This window comes from Maritimibacter sp., from assembly GCF_016774595.1.
In the GTDB taxonomy this organism is placed as follows: domain Bacteria; phylum Pseudomonadota; class Alphaproteobacteria; order Rhodobacterales; family Rhodobacteraceae; genus Maritimibacter; species Maritimibacter alkaliphilus.
The window spans coordinates 2,001,177-2,017,674 of sequence record NZ_JACBWT010000001.1 but is presented as its reverse complement, the minus strand read 5'-3'; the positions used below and the strand labels follow the sequence as shown (position 1 = coordinate 2,017,674).

24 protein-coding genes and 1 tRNA gene are annotated in these 16,498 nt (G+C 60.1%); 20 read left to right on the top strand and 5 right to left on the bottom strand.

Annotated features, from left to right (window positions below):
* Positions 1-80: 80 nt before the first annotated feature.
* The 12 genes from HOY44_RS10185 to HOY44_RS10130 all read left to right on the top strand — a co-directional run bounded on the left by HOY44_RS10185 (position 81) and on the right by HOY44_RS10130 (position 8,064).
* A complete protein-coding gene (locus HOY44_RS10185) occupies positions 81-1,271 on the top strand; it encodes a tyrosine-type recombinase/integrase (RefSeq protein ID WP_287434601.1) in 1,191 nt (396 codons plus the stop codon).
* A complete protein-coding gene (locus HOY44_RS10180; protein ID WP_287434600.1) occupies positions 1,268-1,936 on the top strand; it encodes a hypothetical protein in 669 nt (222 codons plus the stop codon). Before HOY44_RS10185 ends, HOY44_RS10180 begins: the two co-directional genes overlap by 4 nt.
* A gap of 109 nt (positions 1,937-2,045) precedes the next feature.
* On the top strand, positions 2,046-2,228 hold the full coding sequence (locus tag HOY44_RS10175) for a helix-turn-helix transcriptional regulator (RefSeq protein WP_287434599.1): 183 nt from the start codon (positions 2,046-2,048) through the stop codon (positions 2,226-2,228).
* 106 nt (positions 2,229-2,334) lie between these two features.
* Positions 2,335-2,691, top strand: coding sequence for a hypothetical protein (locus HOY44_RS10170; RefSeq protein WP_287434598.1), 357 nt, complete (start codon positions 2,335-2,337; stop codon positions 2,689-2,691).
* Entirely contained in the window at positions 2,688-2,813 is a 126-nt protein-coding gene (locus HOY44_RS10165; RefSeq protein WP_287434597.1) for a hypothetical protein, read from the top strand. The genes HOY44_RS10170 and HOY44_RS10165 overlap by 4 nt, the downstream gene beginning before the upstream one ends.
* Entirely contained in the window at positions 2,810-3,028 is a 219-nt protein-coding gene (locus HOY44_RS10160) for a transcriptional coactivator p15/PC4 family protein (protein WP_287434596.1), read from the top strand. The genes HOY44_RS10165 and HOY44_RS10160 overlap by 4 nt, the downstream gene beginning before the upstream one ends.
* Entirely contained in the window at positions 3,028-3,891 is an 864-nt protein-coding gene (locus HOY44_RS10155) for a DUF7146 domain-containing protein (protein ID WP_287434595.1), read from the top strand. The genes HOY44_RS10160 and HOY44_RS10155 overlap by 1 nt, the downstream gene beginning before the upstream one ends.
* A complete protein-coding gene (locus tag HOY44_RS10150) occupies positions 3,888-4,964 on the top strand; it encodes a helicase RepA family protein (RefSeq protein ID WP_287434594.1) in 1,077 nt (358 codons plus the stop codon). Before HOY44_RS10155 ends, HOY44_RS10150 begins: the two co-directional genes overlap by 4 nt.
* Before the next feature lie 287 nt (positions 4,965-5,251).
* Positions 5,252-5,686 carry a DUF5681 domain-containing protein gene (locus tag HOY44_RS10145; protein WP_287434593.1) on the top strand — a complete coding sequence of 145 codons (435 nt, stop codon included), beginning with the start codon at positions 5,252-5,254 and terminating at the stop codon, positions 5,684-5,686.
* The gene (locus HOY44_RS10140; RefSeq protein WP_287434592.1) at positions 5,683-5,940 is read left to right on the top strand and encodes a hypothetical protein; all 258 of its coding nucleotides are present in this window, start codon (positions 5,683-5,685) and stop codon (positions 5,938-5,940) included. Before HOY44_RS10145 ends, HOY44_RS10140 begins: the two co-directional genes overlap by 4 nt.
* Positions 5,941-5,973: 33 nt before the next feature.
* Entirely contained in the window at positions 5,974-7,704 is a 1,731-nt protein-coding gene (locus tag HOY44_RS10135) for a hypothetical protein (protein ID WP_287434591.1), read from the top strand.
* Positions 7,705-7,815: 111 nt separating this feature from the next.
* The gene (locus HOY44_RS10130; RefSeq protein WP_287434590.1) at positions 7,816-8,064 is read left to right on the top strand and encodes a hypothetical protein; all 249 of its coding nucleotides are present in this window, start codon (positions 7,816-7,818) and stop codon (positions 8,062-8,064) included.
* Here the strand turns inward: HOY44_RS10130 and HOY44_RS22650 are convergent.
* A complete protein-coding gene (locus tag HOY44_RS22650) occupies positions 8,061-8,312 on the bottom strand; it encodes a helix-turn-helix domain-containing protein (protein ID WP_353806624.1) in 252 nt (83 codons plus the stop codon). The two genes, HOY44_RS10130 and HOY44_RS22650, sit on opposite strands and share 4 nt — an antisense overlap.
* A gap of 108 nt (positions 8,313-8,420) precedes the next feature.
* Between HOY44_RS22650 and HOY44_RS10125 the strand changes: the two genes are divergently transcribed.
* The 8 genes from HOY44_RS10125 (at position 8,421) to HOY44_RS10090 (ending at position 12,547) form a co-directional block, all read left to right on the top strand.
* On the top strand, positions 8,421-9,038 hold the full coding sequence (locus HOY44_RS10125; RefSeq protein WP_287434589.1) for a hypothetical protein: 618 nt from the start codon (positions 8,421-8,423) through the stop codon (positions 9,036-9,038).
* A 22-nt stretch (positions 9,039-9,060) separates the two neighbouring features.
* Positions 9,061-9,294, top strand: coding sequence for a hypothetical protein (locus HOY44_RS10120; protein WP_287434588.1), 234 nt, complete (start codon positions 9,061-9,063; stop codon positions 9,292-9,294).
* 1 nt (position 9,295) lies between these two features.
* Positions 9,296-9,919, top strand: coding sequence for a hypothetical protein (locus HOY44_RS10115; protein ID WP_287434587.1), 624 nt, complete (start codon positions 9,296-9,298; stop codon positions 9,917-9,919).
* 45 nt (positions 9,920-9,964) lie between these two features.
* A complete protein-coding gene (locus tag HOY44_RS10110) occupies positions 9,965-10,465 on the top strand; it encodes a hypothetical protein (protein ID WP_287434586.1) in 501 nt (166 codons plus the stop codon).
* A 119-nt stretch (positions 10,466-10,584) separates the two neighbouring features.
* A complete protein-coding gene (locus tag HOY44_RS10105; protein ID WP_287434585.1) occupies positions 10,585-10,848 on the top strand; it encodes a hypothetical protein in 264 nt (87 codons plus the stop codon).
* A 212-nt stretch (positions 10,849-11,060) separates the two neighbouring features.
* Positions 11,061-11,447 (top strand): hypothetical protein, encoded by a 387-nt coding sequence (locus tag HOY44_RS10100; protein WP_287434584.1) that lies wholly within the window; start codon positions 11,061-11,063, stop codon positions 11,445-11,447.
* 238 nt (positions 11,448-11,685) lie between these two features.
* Positions 11,686-11,865 carry a hypothetical protein gene (locus HOY44_RS10095; RefSeq protein WP_287434583.1) on the top strand — a complete coding sequence of 60 codons (180 nt, stop codon included), beginning with the start codon at positions 11,686-11,688 and terminating at the stop codon, positions 11,863-11,865.
* Between the two features lie 7 nt (positions 11,866-11,872).
* Positions 11,873-12,547: a Fic family protein gene (locus tag HOY44_RS10090; RefSeq protein ID WP_287434582.1), complete on the top strand. Its 675-nt coding sequence runs from the start codon at positions 11,873-11,875 to the stop codon at positions 12,545-12,547.
* Between the two features lie 261 nt (positions 12,548-12,808).
* Here HOY44_RS10090 and HOY44_RS10085 read toward each other — a convergent pair.
* From HOY44_RS10085 to HOY44_RS10070, 4 genes are all read right to left on the bottom strand, one after another.
* Positions 12,809-12,884 (bottom strand) — tRNA-Thr (locus tag HOY44_RS10085).
* Between the two features lie 51 nt (positions 12,885-12,935).
* Positions 12,936-14,450, bottom strand: coding sequence for a heme biosynthesis protein HemY (locus tag HOY44_RS10080; RefSeq protein WP_287434581.1), 1,515 nt, complete (start codon positions 14,448-14,450; stop codon positions 12,936-12,938).
* A 10-nt stretch (positions 14,451-14,460) separates the two neighbouring features.
* Positions 14,461-15,714, bottom strand: coding sequence for a COG4223 family protein (locus HOY44_RS10075; protein ID WP_287434580.1), 1,254 nt, complete (start codon positions 15,712-15,714; stop codon positions 14,461-14,463).
* 88 nt (positions 15,715-15,802) lie between these two features.
* A complete protein-coding gene (locus tag HOY44_RS10070) occupies positions 15,803-16,468 on the bottom strand; it encodes a uroporphyrinogen-III synthase (protein ID WP_287434579.1) in 666 nt (221 codons plus the stop codon).
* Between the last annotated feature and the right edge of the window lie 30 nt (positions 16,469-16,498).

Here is a 16,498-nt window from a genome sequence, read left to right as displayed (position 1 = left end):
CCCTATTTTATTGCCTCAAACTGTTCCATACTGTTCCAGCCTACCCCATATGTTGAAGGGGGATTGGGAAGGGGATCAGGTTGGCAAGGCTGCAGAACAAGTTGAGCAAAGCCAAAGCGGAGGCCGCCCCTCCCGGCAAGCATTCGGACGGCGCCGGGCTATGGCTCTACAAGCGTGAGAAGAAAAAGGGGCAGTGGGTCCTACGCTATACCATCTACTCCAAACGGCATGAGATGGGGTTGGGTCGCTTTCCTGACATCTCCCTGAGCGAAGCGCGTGATGAAGCCGACAAATGGCGGGCTGTGGTTCGGAGCGGGAAGGATGCCATCAAGGAGCGAGAGCGGCAACGGGACGAACAGCGACGCAATCAGAACATACTAGCGGATGTCGCCCTAGATGCTTTCGAAAGCCGCAAGGCCGAGTTGAAGGGCGATGGCAAGGCGGGCCGTTGGTTCAGTCCGCTCGAACTCCATGTTCTGCCCAAACTCGGCAAGACGCCCGTTTCCGAAATTGACCAACGCGACATTCGCGACACCCTCGCCCCCATCTGGCACGACAAGGCCGATACAGCGCGGAAGGCGATGAACCGGCTTTCCATCGTAATGCGTCACGCCGCCGCGCTGGGCTTAGACGTTGATCTGCAGGCGACCGAGAAGGCCAAGGCACTCTTGGGAAAACAGCGTCACAAGCCGCAGAATATTCCCGCGATGGCATGGCAGGACGTGCCAGCTTTCTATCAGTCCTTGAGCGGCGGCACGATCACGGAGCTCGCTCTCCGCCTCCTCATACTTACTGCGGCGCGAAGTTACCCACTGCGTCACATCAACCTCGAACAGATTGAGGGCGATGTCTGGACGATCCCGGCAGAGGCTATGAAAGGCCGCAAGGACGCGACGACTGATTTCCGGGTGCCTTTGTCGCAAGAGGCTCAGAGCGTCATTGCAGAGGCCACTCCGTTCGCGCGAGACGGGTTCCTGTTTCCGGGTGTTCGTAAGGGCGTGATATCCGACGCGACCATGAGCCGGTTCATGGAGCGGCGTGAGATGGCCGAACGTCCGCACGGGTTTCGTAGCTCTTTCCGCGATTGGGTGGCGGAAACGACGAACACGCCTTGGGACGTGGCTGAAACCGCGCTGGGCCATACGGTCGGCGGATCGGTCGAGCGCGCCTACAGGCGGACGGATTTCTTGGAGCAACGGCGGGCGTTGACGGAGCGTTGGGCATACGCCGCCACGACCACATGCGACAGCATTAGGCACATCACCGCATGAGCATCGAGGAAGAAAAACTCGCGTCAATAATGCGTACAGCTTGGCCGGATGCCGATGCGAGCGCAATTGAAGGATGGGCGTACGAAATACGGTCATCGAGCTCTGTATCTGGAGCACTAGAGCAACTTGAACAGATGGACCGTGACCCCAATAAGGATATCAAAGACTTGGGAGCGGTTTCTCGCAGCCTACGCGCTGCGCAGAAAAAACTGATAAAAGTGGGGCACGAAGGCGGATGGGCGCTCCTGAATTCAAGCGTGCAGGCGCACGCCCCATCAGCCGCACCAAATGCCGGTCGCGCTATCGAAGCTCTATCTCGATTGCTGGACGAAATTGCCACTGGTGTCGAAGAAGCTGCGAGATTGGTTGATCCGCAAGCTGCGTCCACAGACGCCATATTTGACTCGGCATTGACAGAGAGGCGTGCGCCGAGCCGCCCCAAAAAAACGCAGGCCTCATTTGTTGCGCTGGAGTGCTATGATGCGTTCACCGACCTATCTGGACGCGAGGCGAGGGTTGCGACGGATGGTGGAAAGGCATACGGGCCCTTTCTTGATTTCGTCACAAGCTCGTTTGCTGCACTCAACATCGAGGCGAGCCCCGAAACCTGGGCGCGTAATGCGGTAAGATACAGGCGTAAGGTGAAAAGGCCAACGGACTGCTAGGCAAACTCCTTTTGTCTGCGTGATTTCAGTAATTTAGCCTGTCTGTGCCGCCCATGGTGAAGCACGGCAATTCAAGCGGGTTCGCTTCACCCACACCGAGAGGTGAAGCATGACGTACCTAAACCTTAACCAACTCTCGACGAAGCTGGGCGGTCGGTCCCGGTCTTCCATTCTTCGCGATATCGAGGCCGGACGCCTGCCGAAGCCGATCAAGTTCGGATCGCGTCTGTACTGGGTCGAGTCTGAAATCGACGCCGCCGTTGAAGCAGCAGATCAGCGCGACGCCGCTTAACGAAAACTCCCACCAAGTCGAGGACAGGGCGGGAGCAAAATTCGTCTAGCGGTATTCGAATTGTAGCTCAACCGGCCCCGTCCTTGCAAGCAAACAAGGACTGAAAATGGAAACGAACCAACTGAAACCCCCGGCAAGCACCCAGCGCATCTGGCGCGTTGCCGACCTCCCGAAAGACCGCGCTCCGGCGCGTTACTTGATCGAGGACGATGACGGGGATCCGACCACGGCTCTCTTGTCCAAGCGTCGCCGTCAGGTGATGGAGCTTCTAAAGCAAGGCCCCGTCTACTGCGCTTCTCCGGTTCGCATTTCGGATATCGTCCACCTTCTCAAGCGCGAGACCGGCGTGATTGTCGATACCGAATACTACCCCGGCGATACCGAAACCGGCGCTGGCACGTATGGCGTCTATTTTCTCCGCAGCACCGTCAACTTGATCCAGCATAATGAGGTGGCGGCATGATTACCGTGCAGGAGACCACCCGCCGCCGTCAGGCCCGCCGCATCCGCTGGAAAGCCGGTGTGTCGAGCGACCATACGTCCCGTGCCATCGCTGGCCTTGCCTTCGGGGAGGGCCGCAAATGACGGACGTTGCCGAAATCACCAAGAACTCGCGTGAGTGCATTCGCATTTCGCTGGACGAGTATCAGGGCCATGACCTCGTGAACATCCGGGTCTGGTATGACGCAGGCGATGGCGAGATGCGCCCGACCAAGAAGGGGCTCGCATTTAAGACAGAGTTGCTGACCGAAATTCGGAAAGCGCTGTCGTCCATCGCGGTTGGTGAGGGGGTGTCGTAATGGATGGACGCACCCTCACTCACAACCTCGGTGGGGCTTGGCGTCACGGACAGGGCAACGCGCCCTGTCCCATCTGCCAGCCTGAGCGCCGCAAGGATCAAACCGCGCTTTCGATCACCGAGACCGGCGGCAAGGTTCTGCTCCACTGCTTCAAATCCGGTTGCTCCTTTGTAGAAATCGCGAAGGCCGCAAGCCTGCCCCTCGAACGGGCTCAAGTGGACTTTGACGCCGTGCGCGAAACTCATCGCAAGCAGGCAGAATACCGAGCCGTGCAACTCGCTAAAGCTCGCAGCCTGTGGGACTCGGCCCAGCCGATCACTGGAACGCGCGGCGAAGCCTATTTTCGCGGTCGCGGAATCACTTGTGATCTTCCCTTGTCGCTGCGGTGGATGCCTGACATTCACCACAGCCCGTCGATGACCTGGGGTTCTGCTATCGTCGCCAATGTCGAGCCTACGGGCGGCGTTCATCGCACCTTCTTTGACAAGCGCGGCAATCGGCTGGCGAAATCGGCCAAGTTGATGCTTGGCCCCTGCTCTGGCGGCGCTGTCCGGCTCTCTGATGCCGTGTCTGGGCCGTTGGTGGTGTGCGAGGGCATAGAGACCGGCCTGAGCCTTCTGTCAGGCCTACTGACGACCCCTGTAAGCGTATGGGCCGCTCTCAGCGCCCCCGGCGTTGCTGCCCTCGAACTGCCGAAAGAACCGGGGGACCTGATCATCGCGACGGACGGCGACGAAGCGGGCCGGGAGGCCGGTGACAAGCTCGGTCTTCGCGCCACAGCGCTGGCCTGGAAGGTCTCCCTGATGTCCGCGCCGGACGGCAAGGATTGGAACGATGTTTTGACGGAAGGGGTGGCGGCATGACCGAGGCGAACCCCAATCTCATCCCGTTCCAGTCCAAGCGCGGCGAAGCGCTTCGTGGCAAGATGATCCCCCTCGCGAAGATCAAACCGTGCCTCGATGCCAACTACCTGGTTCAAGGCTGGCTTGGGGCCGGTGGGTTGAGCGTCCTCTATGGCCCGTCTAACTCTGGCAAGACGTTCGTGGCGGTGGACCTTGCTGCACATATTGCCAGCGGCACGCCGTGGCGCGGCCACAAGATCAAGCCGGGTCCGGTTGTCTATGTCGCGGCGGAGGGTGGCGGAGGCATCCGCAATCGAATCTCGGCAATCAGGCAGGCCGCGCCAGACTTGCTGGCAGGTGCGGACTTCTCGCTCTTGCCGACGAACCTCGACCTGCACCAGTCGGGCGATGCCATGGCGCTCTGCGAAGCCATGCCGACCGAGAGAGCCGCTCTCGTGGTCATCGACACGATGGCCCGTTGCATGGGGTCTGGTGACGAGAACAGCGCGCGTGACGTGGCCCAGTTCGTCATCAATCTCGATGCGATCCGGGAACGCACCGGCGCGCACGTTCTGGTGGTTCACCACAGTGGCAAGAATGCCGAGGCCGGGGCACGGGGTTCGTCTGCCCTGCGCGCAGCGGTCGATACCGAGATTGCGATTTCGGAAGGGCAAATCTCCTGCGCGAAACAGCGCGATATGGAAATGCCCGACCGGCTGTTCTTCAGCCTCGAAACGGTAACGCTCGGCACCGATCAAGACGGCGACCCGGTCCATAGCGCCGTGGTCGTACCTGCCGAGGCCCCGAAGGTGAAACCGAAGCCCCTCAACGGCCAAGCTGAAGTTGCCATGCAAGCCCTGCGGGATGCGATCCGCGAACATGGCGAGACGCTCTCAGGCTCGGACTACCCCCACAATCGGAAGTGCGTTCCGGTGTCGGTATGGCGGCAAGCTATCGAACTGCACGGGCTCACGGACGGGGAAAGTGACAGTGCTAAGCGCGCTGCGTTCCACAGGGCGAAAAAGAAGCTGATCGACTTGAATGAAATCCGCATGTTTGCGGGTCATGTGTGGAGCGTCCGCGATGAAGGATAAGCGTTACAAACGTTACGGTAACGACACCGAAACAGGACGTAACGGAGGCATCCCGAGCGTTACGTTCGTTACACACCCCTTTAGGGGTGTAACGGATGTAACGGTGCCTGACTTTCCCAAGTCCGTTACGCGAGGCTCTGTTTCTAGAGGGCGAGAACAGGGCCCGACCTCCCAGATACAACTCGCAGATACTGGCGGTTTCCTAACGGCGGAGAACGGTGATCCGACCCGCTTTATAGCGGGCAATAGCGGCCATTTCCCAACCGTGGTGAATGGAGGGTGGGCGCATGTCTGACCGAAAGAACGGGGCAAATACGGATCCTCGCAATCCGGATGGCACATTCGCTCAAGGCAATCCCGGCCGCCCAGCGGGTTCGCGCAATGCCGTCACCCGTGCGGTGGAGGAACTCCTTCAGGGCGAAGCCGAGGGGCTGACCCGCAAAGCCGTGGAAATGGCCCTTGAAGGCGATACGACGGCGCTCCGCCTTTGTTTGGAGCGGATCGCGCCGACGCGGAAAGATGCGCCGGTCCAATTCGACCTTCCCGACCTCGATACGGCTGAAGATGCCATGAACGCGGCTAAGGCGGTCCTGCGAGCCGTGTCGCAGGGCGAGGTTACCCCGGTCGAAGGCGCAACCGTCATGGGGCTGGTGGAGAGCTTCCGCCGTGCCTTGGAAACCAACGAACTCGAAAAGCGGATCACCGCATTGGAGGCGAAATGAGCATCGCACAGCGATTGAAGAAACTTGAACGGACGCACGGCCTCGACGTTGATCAAGACCCCGTTGAAATGATCTTCGTGACATCCGTTGCACCAGAAGACCCTGAGAGCGCGGGCTACCCGAGCCATGCGTATTTCGTCGGGTTCATGGGCGAACAACTCAAGGCGGAACCGGGCGAGTCCATCGAAGCCTTCGAAGCCCGATGCAATCAGAGATTGGAAGAACTCAAGTGCGGACAGTCTCCGCAGGCCTAAAGACTAACTGGAAAACGAGCAGGAAACAAAACAATGGCGACTTACGATGAAATCATGCAGGCGGCGCGAAATGCAGAAGCAGCGGGCGCATTGGAAGATGCACAACGTCTTCGCGATATGGCAAATCGCGTGGGCAATCCGCAGGCCGAACAGTCGAGCCCGGACGCCCTCGCCCGCGCTGCGGCAGAGAAAAGGCGCGCCCAGCTACAGGCCATCCAAAGGGCACAACTGGCAGCCTCGGGGCTTGGACAAAGTGACACGACAATGAGCGGCCAAGGCTTCTTCGCCAACCCTTACAATGGCCAGATGACCAGCCGGGAATTGCTGGCGAACATGATCCGCCCGAACGCAGCTGAGTCTCTTGTAGGCGGGACGGAACGCGGGGCTTTCTACGCCGGCAACGATGAAGCATCGGGAGCCGTTGCGGCTGCAATCCCCGGACCCGGTAGCATGGGCGAACGTGCGCGGTTCGCGACCGAGCGTTCGCGGGCAGAGCATGAGGCAAACATGCGAGACAACCCCATCGCGACTACCGTCGGCGAAATCATTGGTGGTGTCGCGACAGGCGGCCGAGCCATCGACGCAGCGCGCCGAGGGGTGGGAAAACTGGCCCCATCGGTCGCAAATCTCGCCAATCGCAACTTTGCCACCCGCGCTGTAACCGGCGGTGTTGTCGGTGGTGCCGATGCAGGGGCCTACGGGTTCATGTCGGGGGAAGATGGTAACCGGTACGACACCGCGCTTGATGCTTCCAAATGGGGCGCTGGTTTGGGCGCTGCGGGCTCGCTCGGGGCCGATGCAATAACGTCTTACCTCGCAAGCCGATCCACGCGTCAGGCGACAGACCGGATGGTCGCAAACACACCTTCAAGCGACAAGCTTCGCGAAGATGCAGGTTTCCTGTTTGACGAGGCCGTCCGCACAGGCGGCACGGCGAACCAAGCGCAGACTGCGCAGCTTGCAACGAATTTCCGGGACATCCTCACCCGCGAAGGCCTGATTGGCCCTGATGGGAAAATGGTCACCAGCTATCCCAAGGTTTCGGACGCATTCCGCCAAATTGAAGCCTACGGGCGGCAGTCTATGAGCCCAGCGCAAATGCGCACGGTGCGGCGTCTGCTTCAGAATGCAGCGCAAAGCTCAGACCGTGCAGAGTCGCGCATGGGTTCCATCCTGCTTGACCAGTTCGACAACTTCTCGACCGAGTTCATGCCGCAAATCCCACAGGCAAATGACCTCTACACGAAGGCTAGCCGTGGTGACATGATCGAAGAGGCGATCAACCTAGCAAGCAACAAGGCCGGTGGCACCTATTCTGGCGCGGGTTTTGAGAATGCGCTGCGGACGGAGTTTCGCCGCCTGAACCGCGATGTCATCAAAGGCAGATTGAAAGGGCTTTCACCGGATCAGGTCGCTATGATCGACAAAATCGCCAAAGGAGGGCCCATCGAGAATGTCATGCGTGATGTTGGTCGTATGGCTCCTACCAGCGTGTGGAATGCTACGATGACGGGTGGTGCTCCTGTAGCTTTGGGTACGATGCTGGGCAGTCCCGGCGTTGGAATCGCGCTGGGCGCTGGCGCACTGGGTGCGGGTGCTATGGGGCGGCGGATTGCCTCGAACATGCAAGGTAGAAACGCAGCAATTGCATCAGCTTTGATGCGTGGTGGCGAATTGCCGCGACAGTCGGTTACAAATCCCGCGACCAGACGGATTATTGAGGATATGCTTCGAAAGAACGTAAATGCGGCCGTCACTCAGTAGGTGTGGGCTAACCACCAAAGCGTGCGCAAAAGTGCCGGACACAACTGCACTTTGCGCGATTGCCCGTCGCTGGCAATGTTGGCGTGTCGCAATCTTGATCGGAGGAATGACGTGTTTGACTTCGAATTCAAGGCCCAGAGCCGCGCCGATGAATTGGCAGAACTGGATTTGGACGGACGGACATTGCGCCTTGCGGAACTGACCGACGAACAGCGCGACTCCCTACTATTGGCCGCGCGAAGAGATGCCGCTCTCACTGTGATCTATGCGAAGTCATCTCGAAATATGCTAACCTTCATGGCGGCACTACTAGTGATCAGTATTGTCCTGGGGGCCTTTGGTTTCGGACCATTCGCCTAGGTGGCACGTTCGGTTTCCAGACTGACTCCGGGTCCGTCGGCCACCTCGCCTTGCTCTAAAAAGCGAATGCCGTGGCCCTGTAGGACTTGTTGAATCCTATCGAGGTTTGATGCCGAAGAGTTCGGCACTCCCTCGACGGCCTCTATCCTTTTGATCGTCGAAGCGGCGACGCCTGATGCGTCAGCCAAATCCTTCACTGATAGCTTTGCGTAACCTCGTGCCATCCTGATCTGCGCGCCTGTAATCAACTTATTTGACCCATTTTGGTTCTTTTGTGAGCCAATATGGTTGACATTGGATCACTCGTGACCCAAATTAGTCCACATAGGAGCCAAACGCAATCAGGAGTGACCGCCATGACCTACGACCGCAAAGCTATCATGATCGAAGCTTGGGAAATCGTGCGCCGGTTCCTCGGCAATGGCGAAACCCTCGCACAGCTTCTGTCTCGTGCTCTCAAGTCGGTCTGGTGGTCGGCGCGTCAAAAGATGCGGGTGGCCCAGTCGGTCGAAGCCAGCAAGGCGGCAAAGCGGAAACTTGAGGCCCTTCCCGCTGCCGAACTCGCCCAGCGTATCGAGGATATGGAAAACCGCGACGCGCTGGGCGTGACCGGGCTCAACGAACTGGCCGAACTTCGCCGTGCCCATTCCGTCGCTCAGCGCCGCGAAGCCGAAGCCAACGAAGCCAAGCGCGACCTGATCGCCAGCGCCAAGGGCCGCTTCTGCCGTGTGGCCTTCACCAAGAAGGACGGCAGCGCCCGTCAGATGACCGTGCAGCCCGCTGCGCTCAAGAACCACGTCAAAGGGCCGGAAGGCCACCAGAGCGCCCGTAGGGCCGCTGAGACGCGCGCTGAGCGCCATCCGCACCTGATGCCGGTGTGGGACGTCGAAAAGCAGGCCTGCCGTACCGTGAACCTCGCCACCGTCAACCGGATCGCGGTGAACGGGGTCGTGCATGAGTTCCATGCGCACTGATCCGCAGAAAGGGAGAACACCCATGAAGAAGACCGAACAACGCCACAAGGAAACCCGCGAGCGCCTCACTCAGTTCGAAAAGCAGGCGGGTGTGAAGGCTCCCGAAAACATCTGGGATGATGAAGGTGGCTTCACCGATGAAATCCTCGCTTTCGCGGTCGCCAATGGTCTGAGCCTTGATTGGCTTTTCCTTGGCGATCCGATGCCGACGATCCTCACCCTTCACCGCCGCACCATCGCACAGGGAGCAGCCTGACATGACCATCCATCCGACATTTGAGACCTCGGAACTCACGCCGGTTATGAAGGCGTTCATGGCGTGGCGTGAGGGCTACGTTTGGGCTAACAGCGGCGTTGCCGTGAACATGACAGACGATGAGTTCAATGGCGTCTGTGGTGGTCTCCAAGCACTTCGCAACGCGGTATTCGGTCTGCCGAGCGAAAGCCCTGCGGATACTCTGGCGAAGCTCGTGGCATTCACGGACAATGGATCGGATATCCTTGTCGGGGGCGTCGAACATGAGAAGGCCTTTGCTGCAGAGGTGGCGGCTGTTGTTGACGGGTTCATCGGAACCGCGCAGCCGCCGGTTTCGAACGCGACGGCGGCGTCTGACGTTCAGAAAACTGATGACGTGAGCACGCAACACCTTCGCGACCGCTTCAACGTCCAAAGGCAGGAAATGGACGATGCTTTCGATGCGCTGAGCGACATTCGAAACATGGTCTGTGCCTTGGATGTGCTGTGTTTGGAATTTCTTCAAATGCCAATCGAACACGACACGAGCCTCGAACGGATCCGTTCGGGCATATCGGGACTGAGTGACGCGCTCAGCGACCGTATCCGCGCCCTCGAACATGTTCGCGCCACGGAAGGGAAATGATCGGTTGGGGCCGTGGTTTTTGCGGCCCCACCACCCGTTCAACGCATGAACATCGCCATTCCAAACTACACTGAAAACCGCGCGTGGTCGGATACCTACCTTCCCGACGTGAAACGTATCGTTGGCTCGCATCTTCTCAGCGCCGCGCCCGACGACATCGACATGCAGCAAGCCACGGACCTCCTGATGCTAGACGCACGGGATATGCGGGTGGCGGCAAGGGTGCGCCGACCCGGCTACGCAGACCGGTTTCCGTATGAGTTCACCGTTCGCTCGCGCATCCCGTCCGGTGGCGAGACCGAGCTTTCCAAGATCATCAACGGCTATGGAGATTGGATGTTTTACGGCCATGCCGATCCGCGCGGCGGAATAGGCCGTTGGTGGCTCTTAGACCTACGGGCTTTCAGGGCGGCTCTGATACGCCCTGAGAGCCGCGCACGGCTTCACTGGGGTAGCAAGGACAATGCTGACGGAACGCGGTTCACATGGTTCGACATCCGGTCGTTTCCGAACGCGCCGGACATCGTTGTGGCGGCGTCGTTGTGAGGCGGCAGCGAGAGCAAAGGCCTCTTCCAAAGCGCGGCACACAATCCGCCATCGACGCCGGGCACCCTCGGCAGTATGAAGCAAGTATTGTTCAACGGCGAAATGGCCTGGATGACCCAATGAGCGAAGAAGAGCCCAATCTCGTCACCTCGTCAAAAAGCCAGAGCGTGGCTGTGGACGGCTATCCTTTTTCGATCAACATCTTTCGCTTGGAGCGCGACAAAACCTGGACGCTCGAAGTGGTCGACTGCGACGGCACGAGCCACGTTTGGGATGACGAATTCAGCTCGGACAAAGACGCACGGGATGAAGCTTTGAGGGTGTTGGAAGCCGAAGGAGCGGTTGCCTTCATGCGGGGCAGCAACGTTATCCCGTTCGAGTGACTGGACGGTCAGCGCATTCGTCCTGTTCACGCTGGTCCAAGGGCGTCAATGGGGATGGCCCGCGCTTCACGTGGTTCCGCATTCGGTCATTCCCGAACGCGACGGATATCGTGGTGGCAGGGTCGGTTTGATTCGACGATGTTATTCGAAGTAAGCCACGTCGCGGGTTGGCGGTATTGACCTCGTCATGGTGTTTGGGTCCAAAATACCAGATGAGCTTGCGTGAAATCGGCCATTGGTTCTTGGGCGCTATCCATCAATTTGTGGACGCGATTGCGCTTGCATTCCACACTAGCTACTTGGATTGGCCACTTTGGCTGAGCGTCCCCCTTCCCATAATCGCGCTGTCCTTGATTGGATGGTATGTGCGTGTTCTTTCCGATGATTTTCGCAGCGGCGACAAGCTGTCTTTCTTTGCAGTGGCCGCATATTCGGCTATGACCGTCGCCTGCGCTGCCGTGACGTTCGACCTATTCGTTTCCATGGCCATCTTTGAGGAAGAAGATCCCTCCCTAAAATTCATGCGGGTGTGCTATCCGCTGATGACCTTCTTCTTTGGGACATACGCTGTTGTTCAAATCGCTAAGTGGTTGAGGTAGTGATTTGTTCATCGCTCTTTCGTTCACCCCGCTGCCGGGTCACCTTAGCTCTGGCGTCCTTCTCGATGAAATCGACAGGACCTTGCAGTCAAGATTTTGAAAGTCGTTTTTGTGTTGCATTGCGGACTCAGAGGCTTACATAGGCCGCCCTTCTTCGCGCGTTACAAACAATTGACTGTCGAATGAGGCACACGTGCCTTAACGTGCGTTTAAAGAACAAGAAAAGGGAGCAAAGAAGGTGACAAGACAGGATCATGAAGCGTTGGCCTTTCTCATTGAGGAGGCGAAGAAGGTTTCCATGACGGATGCCGAAGTGGCTGAACAGCGCCGTAGCTTCGCCTACGGCAACTCTGCGTTTGAGAATCCGATGATCACCAAAGAGATGATCAAACAAGAAGCAGATAAGCTCGGTCTGTGACGCGCTGATGAGTGACGAAGGGCGCGTTAGGCACAGTCAAGCACAGAATGCGGAAGTCGTATCGGACGACCACGAAAAGGCGATTCAGGAAGCCGCGAACTCGCTCCGGCAGGCAGAGCGAGTTCGCGAATACGTGCTTGGCGCGTTAGATGGACGGCCTTTCAAGCTGCGCGTGTCGACGATACTCGACTTGAACCGTTGTGCAATCGAGCACTTGGACTCGTATGCCGGAAACTTTCGTCCGGCAGGAATCGCCATTGGCGCTAGCCAACACACGCCGCCGGGCGGTCACCTAGTCCCAGAGTTGGTCGAAGACATGTGTGACTACGTAAACGACAATTGGGAAGCCAAGAGCGCGGTGCATTTAGCTTCATTTGTTATGTGGCGTCTCAACTGGATTCATCCTTTCACCGACGGGAATGGAAGAACTTCTAGGGCCGTATCTTATCTTATTTTGTGCGTGCGTCAGGGGATGCTGCTTCCCGGTAAGGAAACGATCCCGGAACAAATCGTAGCGAACCGCCAGCCATACTATGAAGCCCTTGAAGATGCGGACGCCAAGCACAAAAATGCGGACGGCTTTCCCGACGACGTTGTGTCAAAAATGGAAGACTTGATGGGCGGTATGCTAGCTGTTCAGCTCAAGAGCGCATTTGAACACGCCACCGGGCAGGCCGAGTGAAAGCCTGCGACCGGCGCCACTAGGGCGGTTCAGCAGGAAAAAGGGCGGGCAGAGAGCGCACCCATCCGCCAACATATTCCCAGGGTGGTCCAAACGGAAGCACATCGGCCACTCAACGCGAGCATCGAATCCTTACATGCCGTGGGGGCGAAGAGAGCCCGATGCAATTCGTGCGGAACCCTCATAAGGGGACCAGAAGGGGGATAGAAGAGGGGTTAAAACCCCTTTCTCGTTGAAAAACAACGATTTATCTACACGAAGTGGTGCCGCTGAAGGGACTCGAACCCCCGACCCCATCATTACGAATGACGTGCTCTACCAGCTGAGCTACAGCGGCACACCGCTTCGGTGCGGGGTCATTATCACCACCTTTGCGCGGTGTGTAGCCCTAATTTTTGCTCTCGGTTTCCGTGGCTTCCGCCGGGGTCACGTCGACCGCCTCGTCGGCAGGATCGGAGCCGCCGACCAGTGCTTCGTGGTCCTCGGCGCGGGCTTCGGCGACCATCTCGCGGTCCGGGGCGATGTCCGGGGCGCCGACGAGCAGCGCGTCCATCCGCGTTCCGCCCGGCATTTTCATGTCCGTCTCGCGCGGCTCGGTCCATGACAGGGTGTCGAAGGCACCGCAGTTCTCGCAGACCGGGCCCCAGTCGGCATGAACCGTATGGCACTTGTCGCACACCCACTGCGGTCCGCGCGGCGCGACGACAGCCTTGGCAAGCCATGCGCGGATTTCGCTGTCCGGAGCTTCGAGCCCGCGTTCGATGGCAGCCATGAGGGTCAGCACCCTTTGGGTCGGCTTGGTCGTGGGCAGATCGCCCAAAGCCTCACGCGCCTTGTCGAATTGTTCGGCGGCGATGTGCAACTCGGCCAGAAGCATCTTGTTCTCGGGATGATCCGGATGCTCTTTCGTCAGGGCTTTGAACCGTTTCAGCCGCTGCTCCGGCGTTTCGTTCGGCTCGATCTCGGCAAAGGCTTCGGCAATGTCCGGGTGCGGCTGCACCTTCCAGGTCTTCGTTAGCACCCGTGCCGCATACCGTTTGTTGTCCTGTTCCAGATAGCTGCGCGCGGCGAGCACCGATCCGGGGATCAGGTCCGGCGACAGCTTGTTCGCCTCGATCGCCGCCTCGCGGGCGCGGATCGAATTGCCGTCCTGGAAAATGCCCTTGGCTTCTTGCAGGGCGAGCACGGCATCCCGGCGCTTGCCGACGTCCTTGGGAAGCGCGCCATGCTTGACCTTCTTGCCCAGCGTTTCCCGCGCGCCGTGCCAGTCGTTCTGGGTGGCTTGCAGGGCGAGCAGCACGTCTCCGGTCTCGGCATGTTGGGGTTTGAGCGCAAAGGCTTTCTCGGCCAGCTTCATCGCCGTGTCCGTGTCGCCCTCTTCCAGCTTTTGCTTCATCAGCCCGCGCACGCCGACGAACCGCGTGCGCTCATCGGCTAGAAGCCGTTTGTAGACCTCGGTCGCCTTCGTCCGGTCGCCGGCCATTTCGGCGGCCTGCGCGGTGATAAGGTTGGTCAGTTCCGGCCGGCGCAGATACCGTTCGGCCCGTGCGGCTTTTGTAATCGCCGTCCGCTCTTCGCCCGAGGCGAGCGCCATCATGCCGTCCGCCAGCGCCTCATACCCTTTTCGCTCGCGATTGCGGTCGAAGTGCCGGGAAATCGCGGTTTCGTCACCGTTCAGGAACCGGATCGTGGCGACGATCAGGCCAGCCAGCTTCAACAAAATCCAAAGCGCGACGACCAGAACGATCAGGGCGATGACCGCCTGAAGCGCACCAAGGTTGTATTCCTGTGCGCCGATGTCGACGCGGATGCCGCCGTCGGTTTCCAGCAGATAGGTCGCGCCGACCGTTGCCGCACCGATCAGGACGACGAACAGAATGATCTTGAACAGGGACCAGAGCATTACGTCTTCCTTATTGGTTCAGGTCTTGGGCAAGGGCCGATCCGGCCTCGAGCGCGGCAAGCCGCGTCTGCGCGCGGTCAATCCAGTCGGTCATCGCCGGTTGCGCGGCGTCCGGCATCGCCGACAGTTCGTCGAGCGCCTCGGCAATGCGACCGTTGTTCAGGGCGAACTCGGCGCGTGACAGGATCGCATCCGGGTCGTCGCCCTCCTGCGGCTCCAGCGACCGGGTTCCAAGCTGTGTCCGCAGGAACGCCTCGCCCCGCCCGATCTCGCCCGCCTCGACCATCGCGCGCAGGCTTAGGTCAAGCGCCTCTCGCGCCACGTCGGGGAAGCTTTCCTGAAGGCTGCCCAGCGTGGGCACACCGTCGCCAGCGACTGCGGCCAGTGCGTCCGGTGCTTCGGCCCCCGTCGCGGTCGTCAGGTCGAAAAGCGCGTCCTCGAACGGCTGACCGGAGTCCAGCGCGGCCATGATCCGGGACAAGGCGGCGCGCCCCGTCGCCGCCTGCGCGGCCTGCGCCGCGCTGGCCTGAAGCTCTTCCGCGTCGGCCTGTTCGGCGCGCAGCTTTTCAAGTTCGGTTTCGAGCATCGACCGGATGCTCGCCAACTCCCGTTCGTAGGCGGCAGCCGCGGTTTCCGCCGCTTCCGCACTGTCGCCCTGAGGCATCTTTTCAAGCGCGGTGATACGCTCGTCGTATCCGCTGACGGTGGCCGCTAGATCCTCGATCCGGTTCTGGGTCGCAACGATGTCCGCGCGCAGCGCGCCGCCCAGATCTTCGACAGACGTGTCGCCCTGAAGGGCGCTGATGGTCGCGGATTGTTCGTCGATGGTGCTTTGAAGCGTCGCGATCTGCTCCGATTGGGCGTTCAGCGCCTCCTGCACCGGGTCCGGGCCGGGGTCTGACCCGAACGGCCAACTGCCGGGCACGAACGCCTGCGCCGCCGCGAACCCGATTGCACCCGCGAACAGCCCGCCGACGATCATGCCCCCGAACGGGAGCGTCGCGCCGCCGCGCCGCGGTTCTTCGCGCACCACGGGCGCGATGCTCGGCGTGGGGTCCGCGTCCTGCGTAGGCGCCTCTTCGTCGGTGTCGGCCTCGCTGTCGTCACGCGCCCCGTCCTGATCGGTCAGAATGGTAACTTCGGGCTCGTCCTCAGGCGCGATTTCTTCGATGACGACCGCGTCTTCCACGGCATCCTGAGCAACCTTGGGCGAGTCGGGCTCGCCCGTTTCGGTCGTGTCGTCGGATTTCGGGGTTTTCGCCACGCGTGCACCTTTCGAATCTTAACTCATTGTCGGACAAGCCGGACTTCGGTTCAAACTTAGCTACGGCGCACCAAGGTCTCAAGGCGGGTCACCGAGATGCCGCAGCGACAATTCGCGCGATCATCTCGTCGCCGTTCGGATCGGTGCAGACCTCGCTTCGTCCGCCGGTCGCGCTTGTCCACGCGGCGGCGACCGCCGGGCTCAACGCAATCACGTGGAGGTTGGATCCAATCGTTGCCAACTGGTTTGCCACACGCTCGGCGGATCGTGGTGACCACAGGGGCAGGATCACGCGGTCCTTCCCCTCGAGCGCGGCTTTCGCTTCGGGGCTGAGGTCGCGCGCGATCTGCGCGTAAACCTCGCACTCATGTGTCTCTATTCCTGCGGAATTCAGCCGTTCTGCAATCTCGCCGCGCGTCTCGCGCCCCCTCGCGTGAAGCAGCGGCCCTTCCGCTTCGAGGCGCTGCACCAGATCGTCGGCATCCCGTGCGACGAGCCTAACCTCCCCGCCCGAGGCTTCGGCGGTGCGTGCGCCGACGCAATAGACCGGAACTCCGCCCAGATCTGGCAGGAACGAAATGGCATGTGCCGAGGTGAGGATCAGACCGGCATATTCCCCCGGATCGACCGAAGCGCCCGTCCCCTTTATCTCGGTCACAGGCGACACGATCACATCGATCCCCGACAAGGCCGCCGCGACACGCTCGCTCGCCTCGCGCGGGCGGGTCAGTATCACCGTGGGTTTCGGGGTCATGGCGTCTCGCGGGATGGACGGGAACGGTGT